Genomic DNA, 18,272 nt, shown 5'->3' with positions numbered 1-18,272 from the left:
GGCCGTCCCCACCGACGTGGCCGACCACCGCGCGGTCGAGGCCGCGGCGAACGAGGCCGTGCACGCCTTCGGCCGGATCGACGTATGGGTCAACTGCGGCTTCACCTCGGTCTTCGCGCCCTTCACCGAGATCGAGCCCGAGGAGTACGAGCGCGTCACCCAGGTCACGTACCTCGGGTTCGTCAACGGCACCCGCGCCGCGCTCACGCACATGCGACCGCGCGACGCCGGGACCATCATCCAGGTCGGATCGGCACTGGGCGAGCGGTCCATCCCGCTCCAGTCCGCCTACTGCGGGGCCAAGCACGCCATCAACGGCTTCACCTCGTCCCTGCGCACCGAACTCATGCACCAGGGCAGCGGCATCCGGGTCACCGTGGTCCAGATGCCGGCCGTCAACACCCCCCAGTTCTCCTGGGTCCTCTCCCGGGTGCGCGGCAACCCGCAGCCCGTCCCCCCGATCTACCAGCCCGAAGTCGCCGCCGAAGCCGTGCTGTACGCCGCCGACCACCCCGGCCGCAAGCAGTACTACGTGGGCTCCAGCACCGTCGCCACCGTCGTCGCCAACAAGTTCGCGGCGGGCCTCCTCGACCGCTACCTCGCACGGACCGGCTTCGACTCCCAGCAGTCCGGCGACGCCTCCGACACCACCCGCGAGAACAACCTGTGGGAGCCGGAGGACGACAGCACCGACCACGGCGCGCACGGCACCTTCGATCAGGAGTCCCACACCCGCGATCCGCAGTTGTGGGCCCTCCGGCACCGCGCACTCGCCGCGGTGATGGCGGCGGGGGCCGCCTGGGGCGCCACGGCCCTCGGCAGGCGTGCGGTCCGGGGCCGGTGAGCACGTGACGGCACACCGGATCCCCGAGATCAGCCGTCCGGAGAAGGTCCTCTTCCCCGACGACGGCATCACCAAGGCCGACCTCGCCGGCTACTACCGCACGGTGGCCCGCCGGATGCTGCCCCACCTGCGAAACCGTCCCCTCATGCTGGAGCGCTTCCCCGACGGCATCGGCGGCCACGGCTTCATGCAGAAGGACGTGCCCGCCTCCTTCCCCGACTGGATCCACCGCGCCGAACTCCCCAAGGAGGACGGCACCGTCACCTACCCGATCGCCGACGACACCGCCACGCTCGTCCACCTCGCGGGGCAGGCGAGCATCACCCCGCACCGCTTCCTCTCCCGCGCCGACCGGCCCCACCACCCGGACCGGATGGTGTTCGACCTCGACCCGTCCGGCGACGACTTCGCCCCGGTCCGCGAGGCGGCGCTCGGACTGCACGGGCTCCTCGACGAGCTGGAGCTGCCGTCCCTCGTCATGACCACGGGCTCGCGCGGACTCCACGTCGTGGTGGCGCTCGACCGCCGGGACGACTTCGACGCCGTACGGACGTTCGCCCGCGCGGTCGCCGACGCGCTCGCCACCCGCGCCCCCGACCGCCTCACCACCGAGGCCCGGAAGAAGGCCCGCGGCGACCGCCTCTACCTCGATGTCCAGCGCAACGCCTACGCCCAGACCGCCGTGGCGCCCTACGCGGTCCGGACCCGCCCCGGAGCCCCCGTCGCCGCGCCCCTGGCCTGGGCGGACATCGACGACCCGGCGCTCGACGCCCGCCGCTGGACCCTGCGGGACGCCGACGCGCTCGTGGACCGGGAGGACCCCTGGCACCACCCTCCGCGGCCCCGCTCCCTCGCCCGCGCCCGGACCCTGCTCGACGCGCTCACCGCGTAGAAACGAACGGAGCACCACCGTGTCCAGAGCCACGACCGTGCGGAACCTGCTGGACGAGCACGGGCAGACCTACGCCGAGGAAGCCGGCATCCGGCTCCGCGACACCCCCATGCCGCTGTACCAGCTGCTGACCCTGTGCGTCCTCTTCTCGGTCCCCATCAAGGCGGGCATGGCGGTCGCCGCCGCCCGCGAACTCTTCGCCGCCGGGATGCGCACCCCCCACGCCATGGTGGAGGCGTCCTGGCAGGACCGGGTCGACGCGCTGGGCCGCGCCCACTACCGGCGTTACGACGAGAGCACCGCCACCGCGCTCGGCGAGGGCGCCCAGCTCACCCTCGACCGCTACCACGGCGACCTGCGGAGGCTCCGCGAGGAGGCCGGCGGGGACGCGGGAAAACTGCGCGGACTGCTCACGGAGTTCCCCCGGATCGGTCCCGTGGGCGCCGACATCTTCAGCCGCGAGGCACAGGGGCTGTGGCCCGAACTGCGCCCCGCCTTCGACCAGCGCGCCCAGGACGCGGCCGACGGCCTGGGGCTGCCGCGCTCACCGGAGAAGCTGGCCGGCCTCGTCGCCGACGCGGACCTGCCCCGGCTGGCCGCGGCCCTGGTCCGGGCCGGGCTGGAGTGACCGGCCCCGCCGTCACCAGCCCGTCCAGAGCAGATGGTTGACGGCAAGGGCCACCACCGCCTGGCCGGCGAGCCAGCCCCGCCGGCCCCGGTCGGGCAGGAGCGCCGCCGCGGGCAGCAGCCAGACCATGAACGGCTGCCAGATCCGCTCGGTCTCCGCCTTGCTCATCCCCGACAGGTCGGCCGCCAGCAGCAGGAGCAGCGCCACGAGCACCAGCGGAACCAGCCGGTCCACCGGGCTCGCCTCCCCGCCGCGCAGCGCCCGTACGGCATGTGGCGCACCCGCGAAGGTGCGGCGCAGCCCCGCGACCGCCGCCGGGCCCACGGCGATGACGGTGCAGGCGAGGTTCGCCCACACCCAGTACCCGTACGGCCGGACCCCGCCCGCGCCCTGGTGGTAGCGCTCCACGAGGACGTGGTACGCCTCCCACCAGTTGAAGCCCGCCGCCGTGAACACGGCCGGCACCACCACGGCCCCGAGCAGCGCGAGCGGCAGCGGCCGGAGGGTGCCGGTGAGGACCAGGACGGCCAGGAGCAGGAGCGCGATCAGCGTCAGCCCGTAACTCAGGTAGCAGACCCAGCCGAAGAGGAGGCCCGCGCCCAGCGCGGCGGCCCCGGGGCTGCGCACCGCGCGCGTCGCCGCCAGGGCCAGCAGGGCGACGGACCAGGCGGCCACCGCCGCGAAATAGCCGTCCGCCGAGGTCCCGGCCCAGACCGCCACCGGTGCCAGGACGAGGAACGGCGCCGCCCGCCGGGCGATGTCCTCGCCGGCCAGGGCCCGCACCGCGACCAGTACAGCGAGCAGGGCGGACGCGCCGGTCAGGACGCACCAGACCCCGGCCCAGGCGCCGCCGCCGAGACCGGCCCGGTCCAGGAACACGAAGGTGAGCGTGGCGCCCGGCGGGTGGCCGGCGACATGGGCGGGCCAGTTGTCCGGCGCGCCGAACAGGATGTGGGCGTCGAACGTGCGCAGGGTGGCGCCGATGTCCTCGAAGCGGTCGATGACCCGCAGGTACTCGTGCTTGGTGGTCAGGCGCTCGGCGACGCCCCGGCCCCATCCGTCGATCAGCGCGAGCGAGAAGACCCACGCCGTCGAGGAGGCGTAGACCGTCAGGAGCAGGGTCCGCCAGCGCAGCCGCCGGGCGAGGAGCGGCCCGTACACGATCACCGCGACGGCGACCACGGGAGCGGCCACCGACCCCGGGCCCGTGTGCGGGTACCAGGACGCCAGCAGCGGCGGCCAGTGCACGTACAGCGTCCGCGCGTAGTCCTCGAAGGCCCGGCCGCCGAGGGCGGCGGCGACCACGAGCAGGACGCCCGCCCCGGCGGCCACCAGATCCCAGCGCTGCCCGGAGCTCCTGACGGTGTCCGGTCCGGTACGCGGCTCGATGCGGTCCTCGGTCTTCACGAAGGCACCGTACGCACCGGAACACCGCGACGGCGGCTACCGGCCGGGCGCGTCACACAACCGTCAGATTCATGACCCGGCCGTACGCTCACCGGGGTGACGTCATCGTTTCGTCAGGAGTCGCGCCCACCGAACGCGCAGGCCACGGGCATAGCGTCGGACCCATGGGCGACAGCCGTCGGAACGCTCCGACACCCTCCGCATCCTCTTCCCGGCTCCGCGCCGCCGCGCTCCTCGAACGGCTGCCGTCGGCACCCGGCTTCTGGCGCAGCCCCGTGCGCGGTATGCCGTTCACCGCCGTGCTCGGGCTGGTCCTGCTCGCCGGGATCACGCTGCTCTTCGTGACCGGTCTGCTGTCGTACGCCGCGTACAACCCGGACCTCGCCCGGGTCAACGACAAGACGCCGGACAAGGGCCTCCTCGGCTTCTACCTCTTCGCCTGGCCCACCTCGCCGCACTGGCTCTACCGGCTGACGCAGGGACTCCACGTCACCCTCGGGATCGTCCTCGTCCCCGTGCTGCTGGCCAAGCTCTGGTCCGTGGTGCCCCGGCTGTTCGCCCTGCCGCCGGCCCGGTCCCTCGCGCACGCCCTGGAACGGATCTCGCTGCTCCTGCTGGTGGGTGGTGCGCTCTTCGAGTTCGTGACCGGCCTGCTCAACATCCAGCTGGAGTACCTGTTCCCCGGCTCCTTCTACCCCCTGCACTTCTACGGGGCATGGGTGTTCTTCGCCGCCTTCCTCGCCCACGCCGGGCTTCGGGCCCCGCAGGCCGTACGGGTACTGCGGACGGGCGGACTGGACGGGCCGGTCCCCGGCGACGTGCTGGAGTCGCCCGCCCCGGCCCCGCCGACCCTGTCCCGGCGCGGCGTCCTCGCCATGGTGGGCGCGGGCTCACTGGTCCTGCTGGTCACCTCGGCGGGCCGGAGCTTCGACGGGCCCCTGCGCCGCCTCGCCGTGCTCACCCCGCGCGGCGCCGCCGAACCCGGGTCCGGCCCCAACGGCTTCCAGATCAACAAGACCGCCGCCGCCGTCGGGATCGCCACCGCCGACACCGGGGAGGGCTGGTGGCTCACCGTCAGCGGCCCGGCCGGCGATCTGCGGTTCAGCCGGGAACAGCTGCTGGCCATGGAGCAGCACAGCGCGGCCCTGCCCATCGCCTGCGTGGAGGGCTGGTCCACCTCCGACCAGTGGTGGCGCGGCGTACGGCTGAGCGATCTGGCCGCCCTCGCCGGCCACCCGGACCGGCCGCCCGGGGTGCTGGTGGAGTCCATGCAGCGCAGCGGCCCCTTCCGCCGGGCGGCGCTCCGGGACAACCAGGTGCGCGATCCGCGCTCGCTGCTCGCCCTGCGGGTCAACGGCGAGGACCTGTCACCCGACCACGGGTACCCGGCCCGCGTCATCGTGCCCGCCGCCCCCGGGGTGCTCAACACCAAATGGGTGTCCCGGCTGACCTTCGGAGAACTGTGAACGCCACCGGCCCCCGTGCCCTCCTGCGCCGCCGCTACGGAGCGGGGCCCCTGCACCTCGTGCTCCTGGCCGCCTCCTTCGCCCTCGCCGCATACGCGGGCGTGCGCCTGCTCGCCGGCGACTGGCTCGGCGTCGTCGTGTGGTTCGTCGGCGCGGCCCTCATCCACGACCTGGTGCTCGTACCGCTGTACGCGGCGGCGGACCTGGCGCTGCGCCGGGGCCCGGGACGGTGGTGGCCGGCCTCCGTCAACCACGTACGGGTGCCGGCCTTCCTGTCCGGGCTGCTGCTGCTCGTGTGGTTCCCGCTGATCGCGCGTCCGAGGCGTTACGAGCCGGCGAGCGGGCTGTCCCCCGATGTGTTCCTGGGGAACTGGCTGCTCACCACGGCCGCGCTCTTCCTGCTGTCCGCGCTCTGGTTCGCGGTCCGGGCGCTCCGGCTCCGCCGCAGGGCCACGAAGGTGCGGCCGTCCGCCTCCCACTGACCGTCGACGCGCAGCCCGTGCGGGCGGGCGTACCCCAGCAGGGCGGAGGAGCCGAGCCGCGCCCACGGGAAGAGCCCGGCCGCCGTACTCCCCTCCGGGGCACGCCCGTCGTCCAGCCGTACCCGGACCCGCTCGTCGAGGTCGTGCGGCACGGTCTCCGCGATGAGGAGGCCGCCGGGCGCGAGGAGTTCCGCCGCCCGGCCCAGCAGCCGGTCCGGGTCGCCGCCGATCCCGACGTTGCCGTCGGCGAGCAGTACGGTGCCCCAGCGGCCCTCTCCGGGCAGCGGGTCGAACACCGACCGGCGCAGCGCGAATCCGCCGAGCCGGACCGTCCGGGCGACCGCCGCCTCGCTGACGTCGATCCCGAGAGCGCGGTGGCCGCGCGCCGCCAGCGCGGCGACCAGCCGGCCGGGCCCGCACCCGACGTCCAGGACCGGGCCCTCGCAGCGCCGCAGCGCGGACAGGTCCGCCGCGTCGGCCCCGGCGCACCAGCGCTCGACGTCCAGCGGCAGCAGCCAGCCGTCCGTACGCCGCAGGAACAGCGGGCCGTGCCCGTTGCGCAGGGCATTCGCGTACGGGTCGGTGCCCCACGCGTCGGCGTCCGGACGGGAGGGGGCCTGGGGCGCGGGACCGGCGTCCAGATCCGTGGGCGGGTGGACCAGCACGTTCCGCTCCTGGTCGGTGCGGCTCATCGGACAGCCGTCCGGCGCGTCCGGGCCAGTTCGGCGGCGAACCGCCCGTCCGGCGCGAGCGCCGCGACCTCCGCCGCGTCGGCCGCCGTGTCCACGTCCCGCAGCCGGGGCAGGTCCCGCACCGTCAGTCCGGCGTCGACCAGCCGGCGCCGTTGCACCGCACCCGTCTCCGGCACGGACATCGGCACACCGCGCAGCAGAGCGGGGTCCGGCTCCGCCAGGCCCAGCGCCCAGAAACCACCGTCCTCCGCCGGCCCGAACCAGGCGCCGCACGCGTCCCAGGCCCCGGGGGCCAGCGCGGGGGCCAGGTCGGCCGCCGTGAGCTGGGGGGTGTCCATCCCGATCAGCAGCGTCGGCCCCGTGCACGCCCCGAACGCGGCGGCCAGCCGCTCGTCCAGCCCGCCCGCCCCCTGCCGCACGACCTCGATGCCCGGCGGCAGCCAGGGTCCGGGCGTCCCCGCCAGGACGACGGCGCGCCGTGCGGCCGGAAGGGCCAGGACGGTGTGCAGGGTGTCGGCGAGCGCGGCCTCCGCGAGGCGCGCCGCCTCGGCGGGGGAGAAGGGCGGGGTGAGCCGGGTCTTGACCCGCCCCGGCAGTGGCTCCTTCGCGATGACCAGCACGGTCGTCGCACCGGCCGGCCCGGATCCGGGCGCCGCCGCGCTCACTGGGGCACCCCCGCCGGGACCGGCGGCTCGGCCAGCACGGCCCGCATGTCGCGGACCGCGTGCCAGGTGCCCAGCCAGGTACCGGTGACCTTCGACTTCCCGGTGCGCGCGAGGTACGGGACGTCCGTCTCGGCCACCCTCAGCCCCGCGTCGGCCGCCCGCACCACCATCTGCAACGGATAGCCGCTGCGCCGGTCCGTGAGCCCGAGGGCCAGCAGATCGGCGCGGCGGCCGGCGCGCATGGGGCCCAGATCGCGCAGCCGCAGCCCGGTCCGGCGGTGCAGCATCCGGGACAGCGCGGCGTTGCCGGCCCGCGCGTGCGCCGGCCAGGCGCCGCGCTCCCGGGGGCGCCGCCGCCCGAGCAGCAGATCGCACTCGCCGTCGGCCACCCGGCGTACGAAGCCCGTGAGGAGCGCGGGGTCCAGAGAACCGTCGCAGTCGCAGAAGCAGACGAACTCCGCCTCACTGGCGAGCAGCCCGGCATGGCAGGCCGAGCCGAAACCGCGCCGGGGCTCGTGCACCACGGTCGCGCTCAGCGAGCGGGCCACATCGGCGGAGCCGTCGGTCGAGCCGTTGTCCACCACGATCGCCCGCCAGCCCCGGGGCACCCGGGCCAGCACACCGGGCAGGGCCGCGGCCTCGTCAAGACAGGGGAGGACGATGTCGGCGCGAGGGCCTGAGTCATCGGAAGGAAGGATCACCCGGCTCACCCTACGGAGCGAAAAGCGGCATTTCGGGCTTTGTATTCTTACGAAACGTGGACGTCGCCCGCCACCGCCCCGCCCGCGTTTCCGGCCGCGCCGCCCCGGGTGCCAGGGTGGTTCCATGCAGACGCCCCCGGACACACCGCCGCCCGCACCCGCGGACGAGGCGGCCACCGTCGCCCCGGCGCGCGGCCACGTCCTCGTCGTGGACGACGACCCGACCGTCGCCGAAGTCGTCGCGGGATACCTGACCGGGGCCGGCTACGACGTCGCCCGGGCAGCGGACGGACCGGCCGCGCTCGCGCTGTACGCGGCCCGCCGGCCGGACCTGGCCGTCCTCGACCTCATGCTCCCCGGCATGGACGGCTTCGAGGTCTGCCGCCGGATGCGGGCCCAGGGGCCGGTGCCCGTCATCATGCTCACCGCGCGCGGCGACGAGGACGACCGCATCCTCGGCCTCGAAACCGGCGCCGACGACTACGTCACCAAGCCGTTCAGCCCGCGCGAGCTCGTCCTGCGGGTCGACTCCGTGCTGCGGCGCGCCAGGGCGGCGGCCGTCCCCGCAGGACAGCCCCGGCTGCTGGAAGGCGCGGGACTCGTCCTCGACCCGGCGGCCCGGAGCGCGACCTGCCGGGGCGGGCGGCTGGCCCTCACGCTCCGCGAGTTCGACCTGCTCGCCTTCCTCCTGCGCCACCCGGGCCGGGTCTTCACCCGGGAGGAGCTGATGCGCGAGGTCTGGGGCTGGGACTTCGGAGACCTGTCCACCGTGACCGTGCACGTGCGGCGGCTGCGCGGGAAGGTCGAGACCGACCCGGCCCACCCGGAGCTGATCCGTACGGTCTGGGGCGTCGGCTACCGCCTCGACCTTCCCGTCGGAGCGGGAGCCCCGTCATGACCGACCTGCTCCTCATCGCCCTCTTCGCCTTCCTCGGCGCCGCGGCCGCCGGACTGCTCGGGGCGTTCGCGCTGCGGCTCACCCGGCACCGCTCGCTGGTCGTCTCCCTGAGCATCGTGGCCGCCGTGGCCGTCACCGCGATGCTCGCCGGAACCCTGGTCGTCGCCTGGGCGATGTTCCTGTCGCCGCACGACCTGAGCGTCGTGACGACCGTCGTCGCCATGGCCGCTGTCGTCTCCCTCGTCACGGCGATGCTGCTCGGCCGCTGGGTCGCCGCCCGCAGCCGCGAGCTGACCCTCGCCGCCCGCTCCTTCGGCGACGGCGGCACCTTCGCGGCACCCGAGGCCCCGGCCACCGCCGAACTGGCCGCCCTCACCCGCGAACTCGCCGCCACCAGCGCCAAGCTGGACAGTTCGCGGATGCGGGAACGCGCCCTGGAGACCTCGCGGCGCGAACTCGTCGCCTGGATCTCGCACGACCTGCGTACCCCGCTGGCGGGGCTGCGGGCCATGTCCGAGGCGCTGGAGGACGGCATGGCCGTCGACTCGCCGCGCTATCTGCGCCAGATCCGTACCGAGGTCGAGCGGATGAACGACATGGTCGGCGACCTCTTCGAGCTCTCCCGCATCCACGCGGGCTCGCTCGCGCTGACCCCCACCCGCGTCTCCGTCTACGACCTGGTGGGCGACGCCCTCGCCGGAGCGGACCCGCTCGCCCGCGAGCACGGGGTGCGGCTGGTCGGCGGACGGATCGAGGAGGTGCCCGTGGAGGTGGACGGCAAGGAGATGAGCCGCGTCCTGGGCAACCTCCTGATCAACGCGATCCGCCGGACGCCCGCCGACGGCACGGTCGCCGTCGCGGCCCACCGCGCGCCGGACGGGGTGGTCCTCTCGGTGACCGACGGCTGCGGCGGCATCCCGGAGGAGGACCTGCCGCGGGTCTTCGACACCGGGTGGCGCGGCAGCCATGCCCGTACGCCTCCGGCCGGCGCGGGCCTCGGACTCGCCATCGTGCGCGGCATCGTCGAGGCCCACGCGGGCCGGGCGGAGGTCCGCAACGTCACCGGAGGATGCTGCTTCGAGGTGACGCTGCCCACGGCGTGAGCCTCAGACGGGCAGCCCCGTCCCGGCCTCCCGCAGCGGCGCCGCCGCGAAGTCGGCCATGCCCTCCGCGAACCCCACCCGCGGCCGCCAGCCCAGCTCCTCGCGCAGCCGCCGCGAGTCCGCCGTCACATGGCGAACGTCCCCGAGCCGGAACTCGCCGGTCACCACCGGCGCCGGACCGCCGTGGGCCGCCGCCAGCGCCCCGGCCATCTCGCCGATCGTGTGCGGCTCGCCGCTGCCGGTGTTGTACGCCGCGAAGCTCCCGGGAGCGCGGGCGCCGACGGCCTCCAACGCCACCGTGTTCGCGGCGGCCACGTCCCGGACATGGACGAAGTCGCGCCGCTGCCCGCCGTCCTCGAAGACGCGCGGCGCCTCGCCCCGGGCCAGCGCCGACCGGAAGAACGACGCCACACCCGCGTACGGCGTGTCCCGCGGCATGCCGGGCCCGTACACATTGTGGTACCGCAGCGCGACCGCGCTCCCGCCCGTCGCCCGCGCCCAGGACGCGGCGAGGTGCTCCTGCGCCAGCTTCGTCGCCGCGTACACGTTGCGCGGGTCGGCCGGCGCGTCCTCCCCGACCAGACCGGGGACCAGCGCCGCCCCGCAGTCCGGGCAGCGCGGCTCGAACCGGCCCGCCGCCAGGTCGGCCGGGTCGCGGGGGCCGGGGCGGACGGTCCCGTGGCGCATGCACGCGTACCGGCCCTCGCCGTACACGACCATCGACGCGGCCAGCACCAGGCTCCGCACCCCCGCCCCGGCCATCGCGGCGAGCAGGACGGCGGTGCCCAGGTCGTTGCACCCCACGTACTCCGGGGCGTCCGCGAAGTCCTTGCCCAGGCCGACCATCGCCGCCTGGTGACACACCGCGTCGACGCCGCACAGCGCCCGGTCCACGGCCGCGCGATCCCGCACGTCCCCGACGATCAGCCCCCCGTCGCCGCCCCCGGCCGAGCGACGTGCGGCAGGGCCGTGCGTCGAGGGGAGCAGTGCGTCGAGCACCACCGCCTCGTGCCCGGCCGAGGTGAGACCGCGGACGATCTCCGAACCGATGAACCCGGCACCGCCGGTGACAAGTACGCGCATGCCCGCCACGCTAGGACGCGCTCGACCCCGTCACGTGCTTCGGCGTCGGCACGTCACGGGACCGTAAGCCTTCGGCCGCAGGGCCTACCGCAGTTCCTGGATACGGACCAGGTTGCCCGCCGGGTCGCGGAACGCGCAGTCGCGGATGCCGTACGGCTGCTCGGTCGGCTCCTGGACCACCTCCGCGTCACCCGCCTGCACCTTCTCGAAGGTGGCGTCCAGATCGCGGGTGGCGAGCAGGATCCAGCCGTACGTGCCCTTGGCCATCATCTCGGTGATGGTGCGCCGCTCGTCGTCCGTGACCCCCGGGTCCGCCGCCGGCGGCGCCAGCAGGATGGAGGTGCTCGGCTGGTCCTTCGGGCCGACGGTGATCCAGCGCATCCTGCCCTGGCCGACGTCGTTGCGGACCTCGAAGCCGAGCGTGTCGCGGTAGAACGCGAGGGACTCCTCCGGGTCGTCGTGCGGGAGGAAGCTGGTGTGAATGGTGATGTCCATGAAGATCATGCTAGGCACGGGGGCCGACGCCGCGCTTCTCGAATCCTGACCGGTTCCCCGCAGCAGCGCCGGCGGCCTTCCGTACCGCCTCGCTGCCCGAAGAGGCACCCCGCCGTGCCCCGCACCGGACAGCACCGGGCTGGACGGGGCAGCGACGCGTCCCCCAGGGTGGAAGGCCGGCAGGAGCGGGCGGTCCGCCGCGGCCGCCCCGGTGCGGTCAGGGGAGATGACGGTGAACGCACAGGACCACGAGCACGAGCGCCACGTGAAGCCCCTGGAGACCGGGGAGGACCACGAGCGCCTGTCCGGCGACCACCCGCGCGACGCGACGGCCGAGGCGCCCGCCGCCTCCGACGCCCACCACCTCTTCCGGGCCGCCGCCACCGGCCGGACCGACGTGGTGGGCACCGCGGGCATGGGCGTCCTCCAGCGCACGGTCGGCAACGCCGCGCTCGGCCCGGTGCTCCAGCGCGCCCGGGCTTCGGCACCGGAGCGGGCCGAGGAGGCGGAGCCGCGCTCGCCCGTGCACGACGTCATCTCCTCCGGAGGCGGCACGCCCCTCGACACCGAGACCCGGGTGGACCTGGAGAACCGGATGGGCGCCGACTTCTCCGACGTACGCATCCACAACGACGCGGCCGCGCACGAATCGGCGAAGGGGGTCGGCGCGCACGCCTACACCGTGGGCAACAACGTCGTCTTCCAGCGCGACGCCTACGACCCCTCCTCCCCCCAGGGCCGAACCACGCTGGCGCACGAGCTGACCCACGTCATCCAGCAGCGCAGCGGACCCGTCGAAGGCACCGAGGCACCCGGCGGCATCCGGGTCAGCGACCCCTCCGACCGCTTCGAACGCGAGGCCGTCGCCAACGCCGACCGGGTGCTCACCGACCCGGCCCCGGCCCCGGCCGCACCGGCGGCCCCCACCACCGCACTGTCCGCCGCGCCCGCCGTCCAGCGCGCGGCCGCGGAGGACGAGGACGAGCAGCCCGCCGACGTCCAGGGCTCGTTCGTGCAACGCGCGGAGGAGAAGAGCCCGGAGGAGGAAGAGGAGAGCCCCGCCTGACCGGGTCCGGCCGGGCTGCCGTCAGCCGCCCTGGGCGGCACGCATGGTGCCGCCCAGGAACATCGACTCCGCGCACCGCGCGGGCGCCTGAGCGCCCACCGGCCTGCCCACCTTGCGGCAGTCGATGGTCATGGTGACCTTGCCGCCCGCCGGAACCACGATCGGCGTCACGAAGTGGTAGTCGGAGTCCCGGAAGTTCTCCAGACCCAGGCTCAGCACCCGGGTCCCCCTGCCCGCGGAGACGACCAGCGTCCCGGCGTCGCCCTGCGGGTTCTGGACCACGATGTCGGTCAGCCGGAACGTCTTCCCGGCCGGCACGGTGAGCGCCGTCCCCGTGTTCGTTCCGCCGCCCAGCGAGTCCTGCACCCTGACCTGCGCGCTGGTCGGTGTCGCCGCTCCCGCGTCGGCCGCCGCCGCCGACGGGCTCGGGCTCGGCGTGGGCTTCGACTCGCCGCCGCCGCCCCCGCCCGAAGCACTCCCGGCGGAGTCGCCCCCGCCCGCCCCGGAACCACCCGGGCCGCCCTGCTCCGGCGCCCCGCTCCTGTCGGCCGCGGCGGCCGACCGCACCGCTTCGGGGGTGACCGCCTCCCGCGCCGCCGACTTCACGGCCGGGCGCAGCAGCGCGTACCAGAGCCCGACCAGCGCGAGCACCAGGACGGCCGCGGTGATCAGGGCGCGGGGCAGCCAGCGGGGGAGCAGGGGCTCCTGCTCGTAACTGCCGTCCACAAGGACCGGCTCCACCGGGTCCTGCCCCTCGGCCACCCGCGTCGCGGCGAACACCTGGAAGGGGTGTGTGACCGGTGTGCCGCGCCACATCCGCTTGACCGGGCGCACCCGCAGCTTCGCGAACTCCGCCTGCCCGGGAGCCACGTGGAGCTCCGGGGCGGCGAACACCACGCGTGCCCGCTCGGTCCCGGGCTGGGCGCCGAGGCGCACCGTGACCGGGGTGTTGCCCCGGTTGTCGACCGCCAGCTGGTGGCGTCCGGCCAGCGCGCCGTGCGAACCGCGCGGGACCAGCTCGGCCGTCGTCTCGGTGAACGGCAGCACGGTCACCCGGCCCTCGGGCACCACCGTCTCGCCCTGCTCACCGGTCGGCACCACCCGCACCCCGAACGGCGTCTCGCCCGCCGGGACCGCCGCGTCGCGGGGCGGCCGCAGCATGAGCGACACGGTGCCCGCGTCACCCGGATAGAGGGACAGCACGGCCGGCTCGACCGCCGCCCAGGCGGCACACGCACCGACCACCTCGAAGCGGTACTCCTCGACGGTCCGACCGGAGTTGCGGACCTGAAGGGGGACAGCCGTCTCCACGCCCGGTGCGGCGCTGACGGTGGACGCGTCGAGGCTTGCGGTGAGACTCATACGGCGGACCGTAAGGTCGCCGCCCAAGTCGTACACCGGCCGCGAAGGAACACTTTCGGGCACATCCGGTGCCCCGCCCCATCCATAGGGTTTCCTCCTCGATGAACCAGGGAATCTTCTGTCCGCCTCCTCACCAATGAGGCGCACGAACACGGCTGCGAGGCGTGTGCCAGAAGTGCTTCCGGCCATCACACAGGGGGAGCACCTATGGAGCGCACCACTGTCGCGTTACGGGCCCAGGATCCGATCTCGCAAGCCGGAGTGGCCAGCCAGTTGAGGGCGCGGCCCGAAGTGAACGTCGTGAACTGGAACGAGGAGGGCCCCTGGCCCGACGTCGTCGTCATGGTCGTGGACGCCGTGGAGGACGACCTGCTGACGACACTGCGGCACATCCAGCGGACCACCGACTCCCGGGCCGTGCTCGTCACCAGGGACATCGACGAACAGAAACTGGTGAGCGCCGCCGAATGCGGGGTCGTCGGGGTCATCAGGCGGGCCGAATCGACCCCCGAGCACTTGGTGCACGTCATCGAGACGGTCGCCCGGGGCGATGGACACCTCCCCTCCGACCTGCTCGGCCGGCTCCTCGCGGAGGTCGGCCGGCTCCAGGGTCAGGTCCTCGCACCGCGCGGCCTGCACTTCACCGGTCTCGCCGCCCGCGAGGTGGACGTACTGCGCCTCGTCGCCGAGGGCTACGACACCGCCGACATCGCCACGAAGCTCGCCTACTCCGAACGCACCATCAAAAACGTCCTGCACTCCGTGATGACCCGGCTCCAACTGCGCAACCGCTCCCACGCCGTGGCGTACGCGATGCGCCAGGGCCTGATCTGACGCCCTCGCGGTCCGGGCGGCTGCCCCAAAGGGCAGCGCGCGCTACCCGCCGAGAGGGCTGCCTTCCCGCTGTGCGCACCGTGCGCACGGGAGACCGTGTGGGCGCTGTTCTTCGGTGGGAGGTCCGGGTGCGGGGGAGAGAAGCTGTGCGGTGGATTCGGCCGGCGGGACACCCACCCGGACTGCCCGGCGTACGCCGCTCGGCGGCGCTCGCCCTGCTCCTGCTCGCCACCGCTTTCGTCCCCGGCCCGGGCCCGGCCGGCGCCGCCCCCGCCGTGCCCGTCCCCCCGGATCCGTGGGTCACCCCGGCGACCGTCCACGAAGCGCTCGACCCGGGCGGCTCGACCAGTGTCGACAAGTCGGTGCGTACGCCGGCGATCCCGCCGAAACCCGAGGTCGTCCTGTTGGTGGACGGCACGAGGAGCATGGAAAAGCCCATCACCGACGTGCAGACGAACCTGTCGGTCATCACCAAGAAGGTTCTGGCGGAACGGCCTGAGTCGCGTTTCGCCGTCGCTACCTTCGGCGACCAGCAATTCGACCGCACAGGAGGCGAATTCGAGGTCCTCCAGGGGCTGACGGACGACCTCGTCAAGGTGCAGGCCGGCGTGAACGAGCTGAAGACGGACCGGGGCGCCTACAGCATGGGCCCGTCGGAGGACTGGATCAACGGCCTCTGGCAGATCGCCAACGGTGCCGGTGGCGAGACGGTCTTTCGTGAGGGCTCCAACCCGGTGATCGTGCTGGTCAGCGACTCGTCCAGCCACGCACCCAGCGCCGGCCACACCATCGACGACACGATCTTCGCCCTCCAGGACAAGGGCGTCCGGGTGGTCGGCGTCGACGTGGACAGTGCGCTCGGTGACGGGCTCAACGGCACCGGCAACGCGCACAACCCCGACTACCCCGACCAGATCGAGCGGCCGCCGACCGACGCGGGCCAGGCCACCCGCATCATCGAAGCCACCCAGGGCCGGCTGCTCGAAGGCATCCAGGGCGACGAGGTCGCCCAGGCCATCGTCGACGGCATGGACAACCTCCCCACCTCCGTCGGCCACCAGCTCGGCGACTGCAGCCCCTACCTCACCGTCGCGCTCGACCCACCCACCCGCCGGGTGACCAGCGGCGACACCGCGCACTTCGCCGAGACCATCGACGTCGCGGCCGACGCCCCGCAGGGCGCACGGCTCACCTGCAGGGTTCAGTTCCTGCTCGGCCCCCAGATTCCGGGCACGGACAGACTCGCCCCCACGGCCGCGCCCGATCCCGACTTCCAGCAGGAGATCACCATCGACGTGAACGACGTCGACGCGCCCGTCGTCACCGTGGACGACCGCATCGCCAGGGCGGACGACGAGGACGGTACGAGGATCAGCTACTGGGCGACCGCCAGGGACGCCCAGGACGGCCGCCTCCCCGTCACCTGCACCCCGGCGTCCGGCTCCCTCTTCCCGATCGGCTCGACCACGGTCACCTGCACCGCCACGGACGCGGCGGGGAACACCGCCACCGACACCGCCGAATTCCGGGTGCTGGACCCGCCCCCGCCGCCGCTGCCCCCGCCACCCGCGACGGACGTCGCCGTCCGGGCGGACGTCAGCCCCGGCCGCTCGTACATCGGCCGCCAGGCCCACGCCCGGTTCACCGTCACCAACGCCGGCCCGGACACCGCCAGGGACGTCGTCGTCGCGACGAGCTGGCCGAAGTCCGGCAAGGCGAAGGACCGCACGCTGACCTCCCTCAACCGCTGCACGGCCGCCGCACCCTGCACCATCCCGCCCGGCGGACGGATCGAGATGACCCAGACCGGCACGTACCGTGCGCCGGTCACCGGGGACGTACGCGCCACCGTGAGCGGCAATCTGGGCGACCTGCGCCCCGTCAACAACCAGGACACGGCCCGGCTGCGCGTCCTCCGGCCCTCCCTCACCGTCACCCCGCGGGTCGCCAAACCCGGCCAGCCCGTCGTGGCGCGCGGCAAGGACTACCCGCCGGGCGAGACCGTACGCCTGACCTGGAACACCGGCATCACGGCGGACCGCACCGGCGTACGCGTGGGGCGCGACGGCACCTTCGAGGTCCAGGTCCTCGTCCTGCGCAAGGACACCCTCGGCCCACGGATCCTGCGCGCGGACATCACCGGGCTGCCAGAGCTGCGGAAGCCGGTTCTGGTCGTCCAGCGCAACCTCCAGCCACCGGACTTCAAGGGCCGTACATGAGAGGGGCGGACACCAGGTGATCCACGAGGTGGACGACGTACTCCGGTCCCTGATCCGGGCGGAGGTGCTCGGCGGCGGCCAGATCACGGTCGTCTTCGACGCCCCCACCAGGGAATGGGCAGCCAAGGTCAACGCCCCCATGGTCAACCTCTACCTGTACGACATCCGCGAGGACATGCGGCGGCGCGAACGAGGCCTGCACAACGAGTACGACGAACGCGGCGCCGTCGTGGCGCGACGCCGCCCGCCGCGCTACTTCAAGCTCTCCTACCTGATCACCGCGTGGACCAAGCGCCCGGAGGACGAACACCGGCTGCTCTCCTCGCTCCTGTCCTGCCTGCTCGCCTACGAGGCGCTGCCCCCGGAGCGGCTCGCCGGGTCCCTCGCCGGGATCGGGGCCGCCGTACCGATGTCGATCGCCCTGCCCCCACCGGAGGACCGCTCCTTCGCCGACGTGTGGAGCGCGCTCGGCGGCGAGCTGAAACCGTCGCTCGACCTGGTGGTGAGCGTGCCGGTGACCGCCTCGCCGACCTACCCGGCGGGGCCGCCGGTCGGCGACGAGGGCCTGCACGCACGGTTCGGCGACATGCCGGACGCCCCGGAGCCGGTGCGGGGCGGTCTGCGCGGTCTGCCGGTGTACGGAAGCCATCCAGGCCGTCCGGTACGGGAGGAGACCGCGGCCTCCGCGGCGCGTCGCGGCCTGGGGCTGCGGATCACCGAGAAGCGCTCGGCCGGCGACGCCGCTGCCCCCGAGGAGGACCCCACCGCATGACGTCCCCGGGCCACCCACACGACGACCTGAACCTGCGCCACCTCCTCGCCCGGGCGACCGCCGTGGAGCAGCGCGTCCGCCGCGCGGTGGAGGCCCGACAGCGCACGGACCCCGACCCGGAGGACGCGTTCCGGGGGCTGTACCTGGCCGACGAGAACATCGCGCGGCTGCTGAACGAGGAGGGGGCACGGGGGTTCCCGGACCTGGTGGGGCAGGAGGGAGCCGAGCGAGTGCCGGGCGCCTCGGATCTCGTGGCCCGCGTCGACGGGCCGGCCGCCGTGCCTTCCCGGCTCACCGCTCTGGAAACGGACTTCGGTCTCACCTCGCTCGACACCGAGATCCTGCTCATCGCGCTGGTTCCGGACCTGGACGACCGCTTCGAGGCGTTCTACGGGTACCTCAACGACGACGTGACCCGCCGGCGGCCGTCCATCGGCCTGGCCCTCGGCCTGTGCGGGGTGTCCCCGGCGGACGCCGCCGCGCGCGGCCGGCTGGCGGCGGCCGCCCCGCTCCGGGACGCCGGACTGCTGCTGGCCGAGGACCTGGACCGCCCGTTCCTCAGCCGCGCACTGCGCGTGCCGGACCGGGTCACGGCGCACCTGCTGGGCGACGACACGAGGGATCCGCGCCTCACGGACGTCACGGCGCCCTGGGAGGCGGTCA

The 18,272-nt window shown here is 74.2% G+C and carries 17 protein-coding genes and 1 pseudogene; 11 read left to right on the top strand and 7 right to left on the bottom strand.

The annotated features are described in order from the left end of the window. The 3 genes from G3I41_RS14500 to G3I41_RS14490 all read left to right on the top strand — a co-directional run. On the top strand, positions 1-844 hold an 844-nt coding region (locus G3I41_RS14500; protein ID WP_164400621.1), incomplete at its 5' end, for an SDR family oxidoreductase. Positions 845-848: 4 nt separating this feature from the next. Continuing rightward, on the top strand, positions 849-1,736 hold the full coding sequence (gene ligD / locus G3I41_RS14495; RefSeq protein ID WP_164400620.1) for a non-homologous end-joining DNA ligase: 888 nt from the start codon (positions 849-851) through the stop codon (positions 1,734-1,736). Positions 1,737-1,755: 19 nt separating this feature from the next. Next, positions 1,756-2,364 carry an endonuclease gene (locus tag G3I41_RS14490; protein ID WP_164400619.1) on the top strand — a complete coding sequence of 203 codons (609 nt, stop codon included), beginning with the start codon at positions 1,756-1,758 and terminating at the stop codon, positions 2,362-2,364. Between the two features lie 12 nt (positions 2,365-2,376). Here the strand turns inward: G3I41_RS14490 and G3I41_RS14485 are convergent, their stop codons facing one another. Then, positions 2,377-3,771, bottom strand: a complete 1,395-nt coding sequence (locus G3I41_RS14485; protein WP_164400618.1) for a hypothetical protein — start codon at positions 3,769-3,771, stop codon at positions 2,377-2,379. Between the two features lie 164 nt (positions 3,772-3,935). On the opposite strand from G3I41_RS14485, the gene G3I41_RS14480 reads away from it, so the two are divergent. Continuing rightward, positions 3,936-5,237 carry a molybdopterin-dependent oxidoreductase gene (locus G3I41_RS14480; RefSeq protein WP_164400617.1) on the top strand — a complete coding sequence of 434 codons (1,302 nt, stop codon included), beginning with the start codon at positions 3,936-3,938 and terminating at the stop codon, positions 5,235-5,237. A 325-nt stretch (positions 5,238-5,562) separates the two neighbouring features. On the opposite strand, the gene G3I41_RS14475 is transcribed toward G3I41_RS14480, so the two are convergent. From G3I41_RS14475 to G3I41_RS14465, 3 genes are read right to left on the bottom strand one after another with little or no spacing between them, the layout of a single operon-like run. After that, entirely contained in the window at positions 5,563-6,411 is an 849-nt protein-coding gene (locus G3I41_RS14475) for a methyltransferase domain-containing protein (protein ID WP_164400616.1), read from the bottom strand. Next, positions 6,408-7,076, bottom strand: a complete 669-nt coding sequence (locus G3I41_RS14470) for a DUF2064 domain-containing protein (RefSeq protein WP_343242123.1) — start codon at positions 7,074-7,076, stop codon at positions 6,408-6,410. Before G3I41_RS14470 ends, G3I41_RS14475 begins: the two co-directional genes overlap by 4 nt. Continuing rightward, positions 7,073-7,777: a glycosyltransferase family 2 protein gene (locus G3I41_RS14465; protein WP_164400615.1), complete on the bottom strand. Its 705-nt coding sequence runs from the start codon at positions 7,775-7,777 to the stop codon at positions 7,073-7,075. Before G3I41_RS14465 ends, G3I41_RS14470 begins: the two co-directional genes overlap by 4 nt. Positions 7,778-7,901: 124 nt before the next feature. Here G3I41_RS14465 and G3I41_RS14460 point away from each other — a divergent pair, with 124 nt between their 5' ends. Together G3I41_RS14460 and G3I41_RS14455 are read left to right on the top strand one after the other, a co-directional pair. Beyond that, positions 7,902-8,675 (top strand): response regulator transcription factor, encoded by a 774-nt coding sequence (locus G3I41_RS14460; protein ID WP_164400614.1) that lies wholly within the window; start codon positions 7,902-7,904, stop codon positions 8,673-8,675. Beyond that, positions 8,672-9,778, top strand: coding sequence for a HAMP domain-containing sensor histidine kinase (locus G3I41_RS14455; protein ID WP_164400613.1), 1,107 nt, complete (start codon positions 8,672-8,674; stop codon positions 9,776-9,778). Before G3I41_RS14460 ends, G3I41_RS14455 begins: the two co-directional genes overlap by 4 nt. A 3-nt stretch (positions 9,779-9,781) precedes the next feature. On the opposite strand, the gene G3I41_RS14450 is transcribed toward G3I41_RS14455, so the two are convergent. Beyond that, positions 9,782-10,861: an NAD-dependent epimerase/dehydratase family protein gene (locus G3I41_RS14450; RefSeq protein WP_164400612.1), complete on the bottom strand. Its 1,080-nt coding sequence runs from the start codon at positions 10,859-10,861 to the stop codon at positions 9,782-9,784. A gap of 84 nt (positions 10,862-10,945) precedes the next feature. Next, on the bottom strand, positions 10,946-11,356 hold the full coding sequence (locus tag G3I41_RS14445) for a VOC family protein (RefSeq protein WP_164400611.1): 411 nt from the start codon (positions 11,354-11,356) through the stop codon (positions 10,946-10,948). A gap of 226 nt (positions 11,357-11,582) precedes the next feature. Here G3I41_RS14445 and G3I41_RS14440 point away from each other — a divergent pair, with 226 nt between their 5' ends. Next, on the top strand, positions 11,583-12,422 hold the full coding sequence (locus G3I41_RS14440) for a DUF4157 domain-containing protein (RefSeq protein WP_164400610.1): 840 nt from the start codon (positions 11,583-11,585) through the stop codon (positions 12,420-12,422). A gap of 21 nt (positions 12,423-12,443) precedes the next feature. Here the strand turns inward: G3I41_RS14440 and G3I41_RS14435 are convergent, their stop codons facing one another. After that, a complete protein-coding gene (locus G3I41_RS14435) occupies positions 12,444-13,784 on the bottom strand; it encodes a hypothetical protein (RefSeq protein ID WP_164400609.1) in 1,341 nt (446 codons plus the stop codon). 207 nt (positions 13,785-13,991) lie between these two features. Here G3I41_RS14435 and G3I41_RS14430 point away from each other — a divergent pair, with 207 nt between their 5' ends. The 4 genes and pseudogenes from G3I41_RS14430 to G3I41_RS14415 all read left to right on the top strand — a co-directional run. Beyond that, on the top strand, positions 13,992-14,618 hold the full coding sequence (locus G3I41_RS14430; protein WP_164400608.1) for a response regulator transcription factor: 627 nt from the start codon (positions 13,992-13,994) through the stop codon (positions 14,616-14,618). A gap of 146 nt (positions 14,619-14,764) precedes the next feature. Then, positions 14,765-16,837, top strand: coding sequence for an HYR domain-containing protein (locus tag G3I41_RS14425; protein ID WP_164400607.1), 2,073 nt, complete (start codon positions 14,765-14,767; stop codon positions 16,835-16,837). 16 nt (positions 16,838-16,853) lie between these two features. After that, on the top strand, positions 16,854-17,609 hold the full coding sequence (locus G3I41_RS14420) for a DUF4255 domain-containing protein (RefSeq protein WP_164400606.1): 756 nt from the start codon (positions 16,854-16,856) through the stop codon (positions 17,607-17,609). Next, a pseudogene (locus tag G3I41_RS14415) lies at positions 17,606-18,272 on the top strand (ATP-binding protein); the annotation flags it as partial. The gene G3I41_RS14420 and the pseudogene G3I41_RS14415, both read left to right, overlap by 4 nt.

The sequence above is a fragment of the Streptomyces sp. SID9727 genome (assembly GCF_010550605.1).
GTDB lineage: Bacteria > Actinomycetota > Actinomycetes > Streptomycetales > Streptomycetaceae > Streptomyces.
This window is presented reverse-complemented; position numbering and strand designations above follow the sequence as displayed.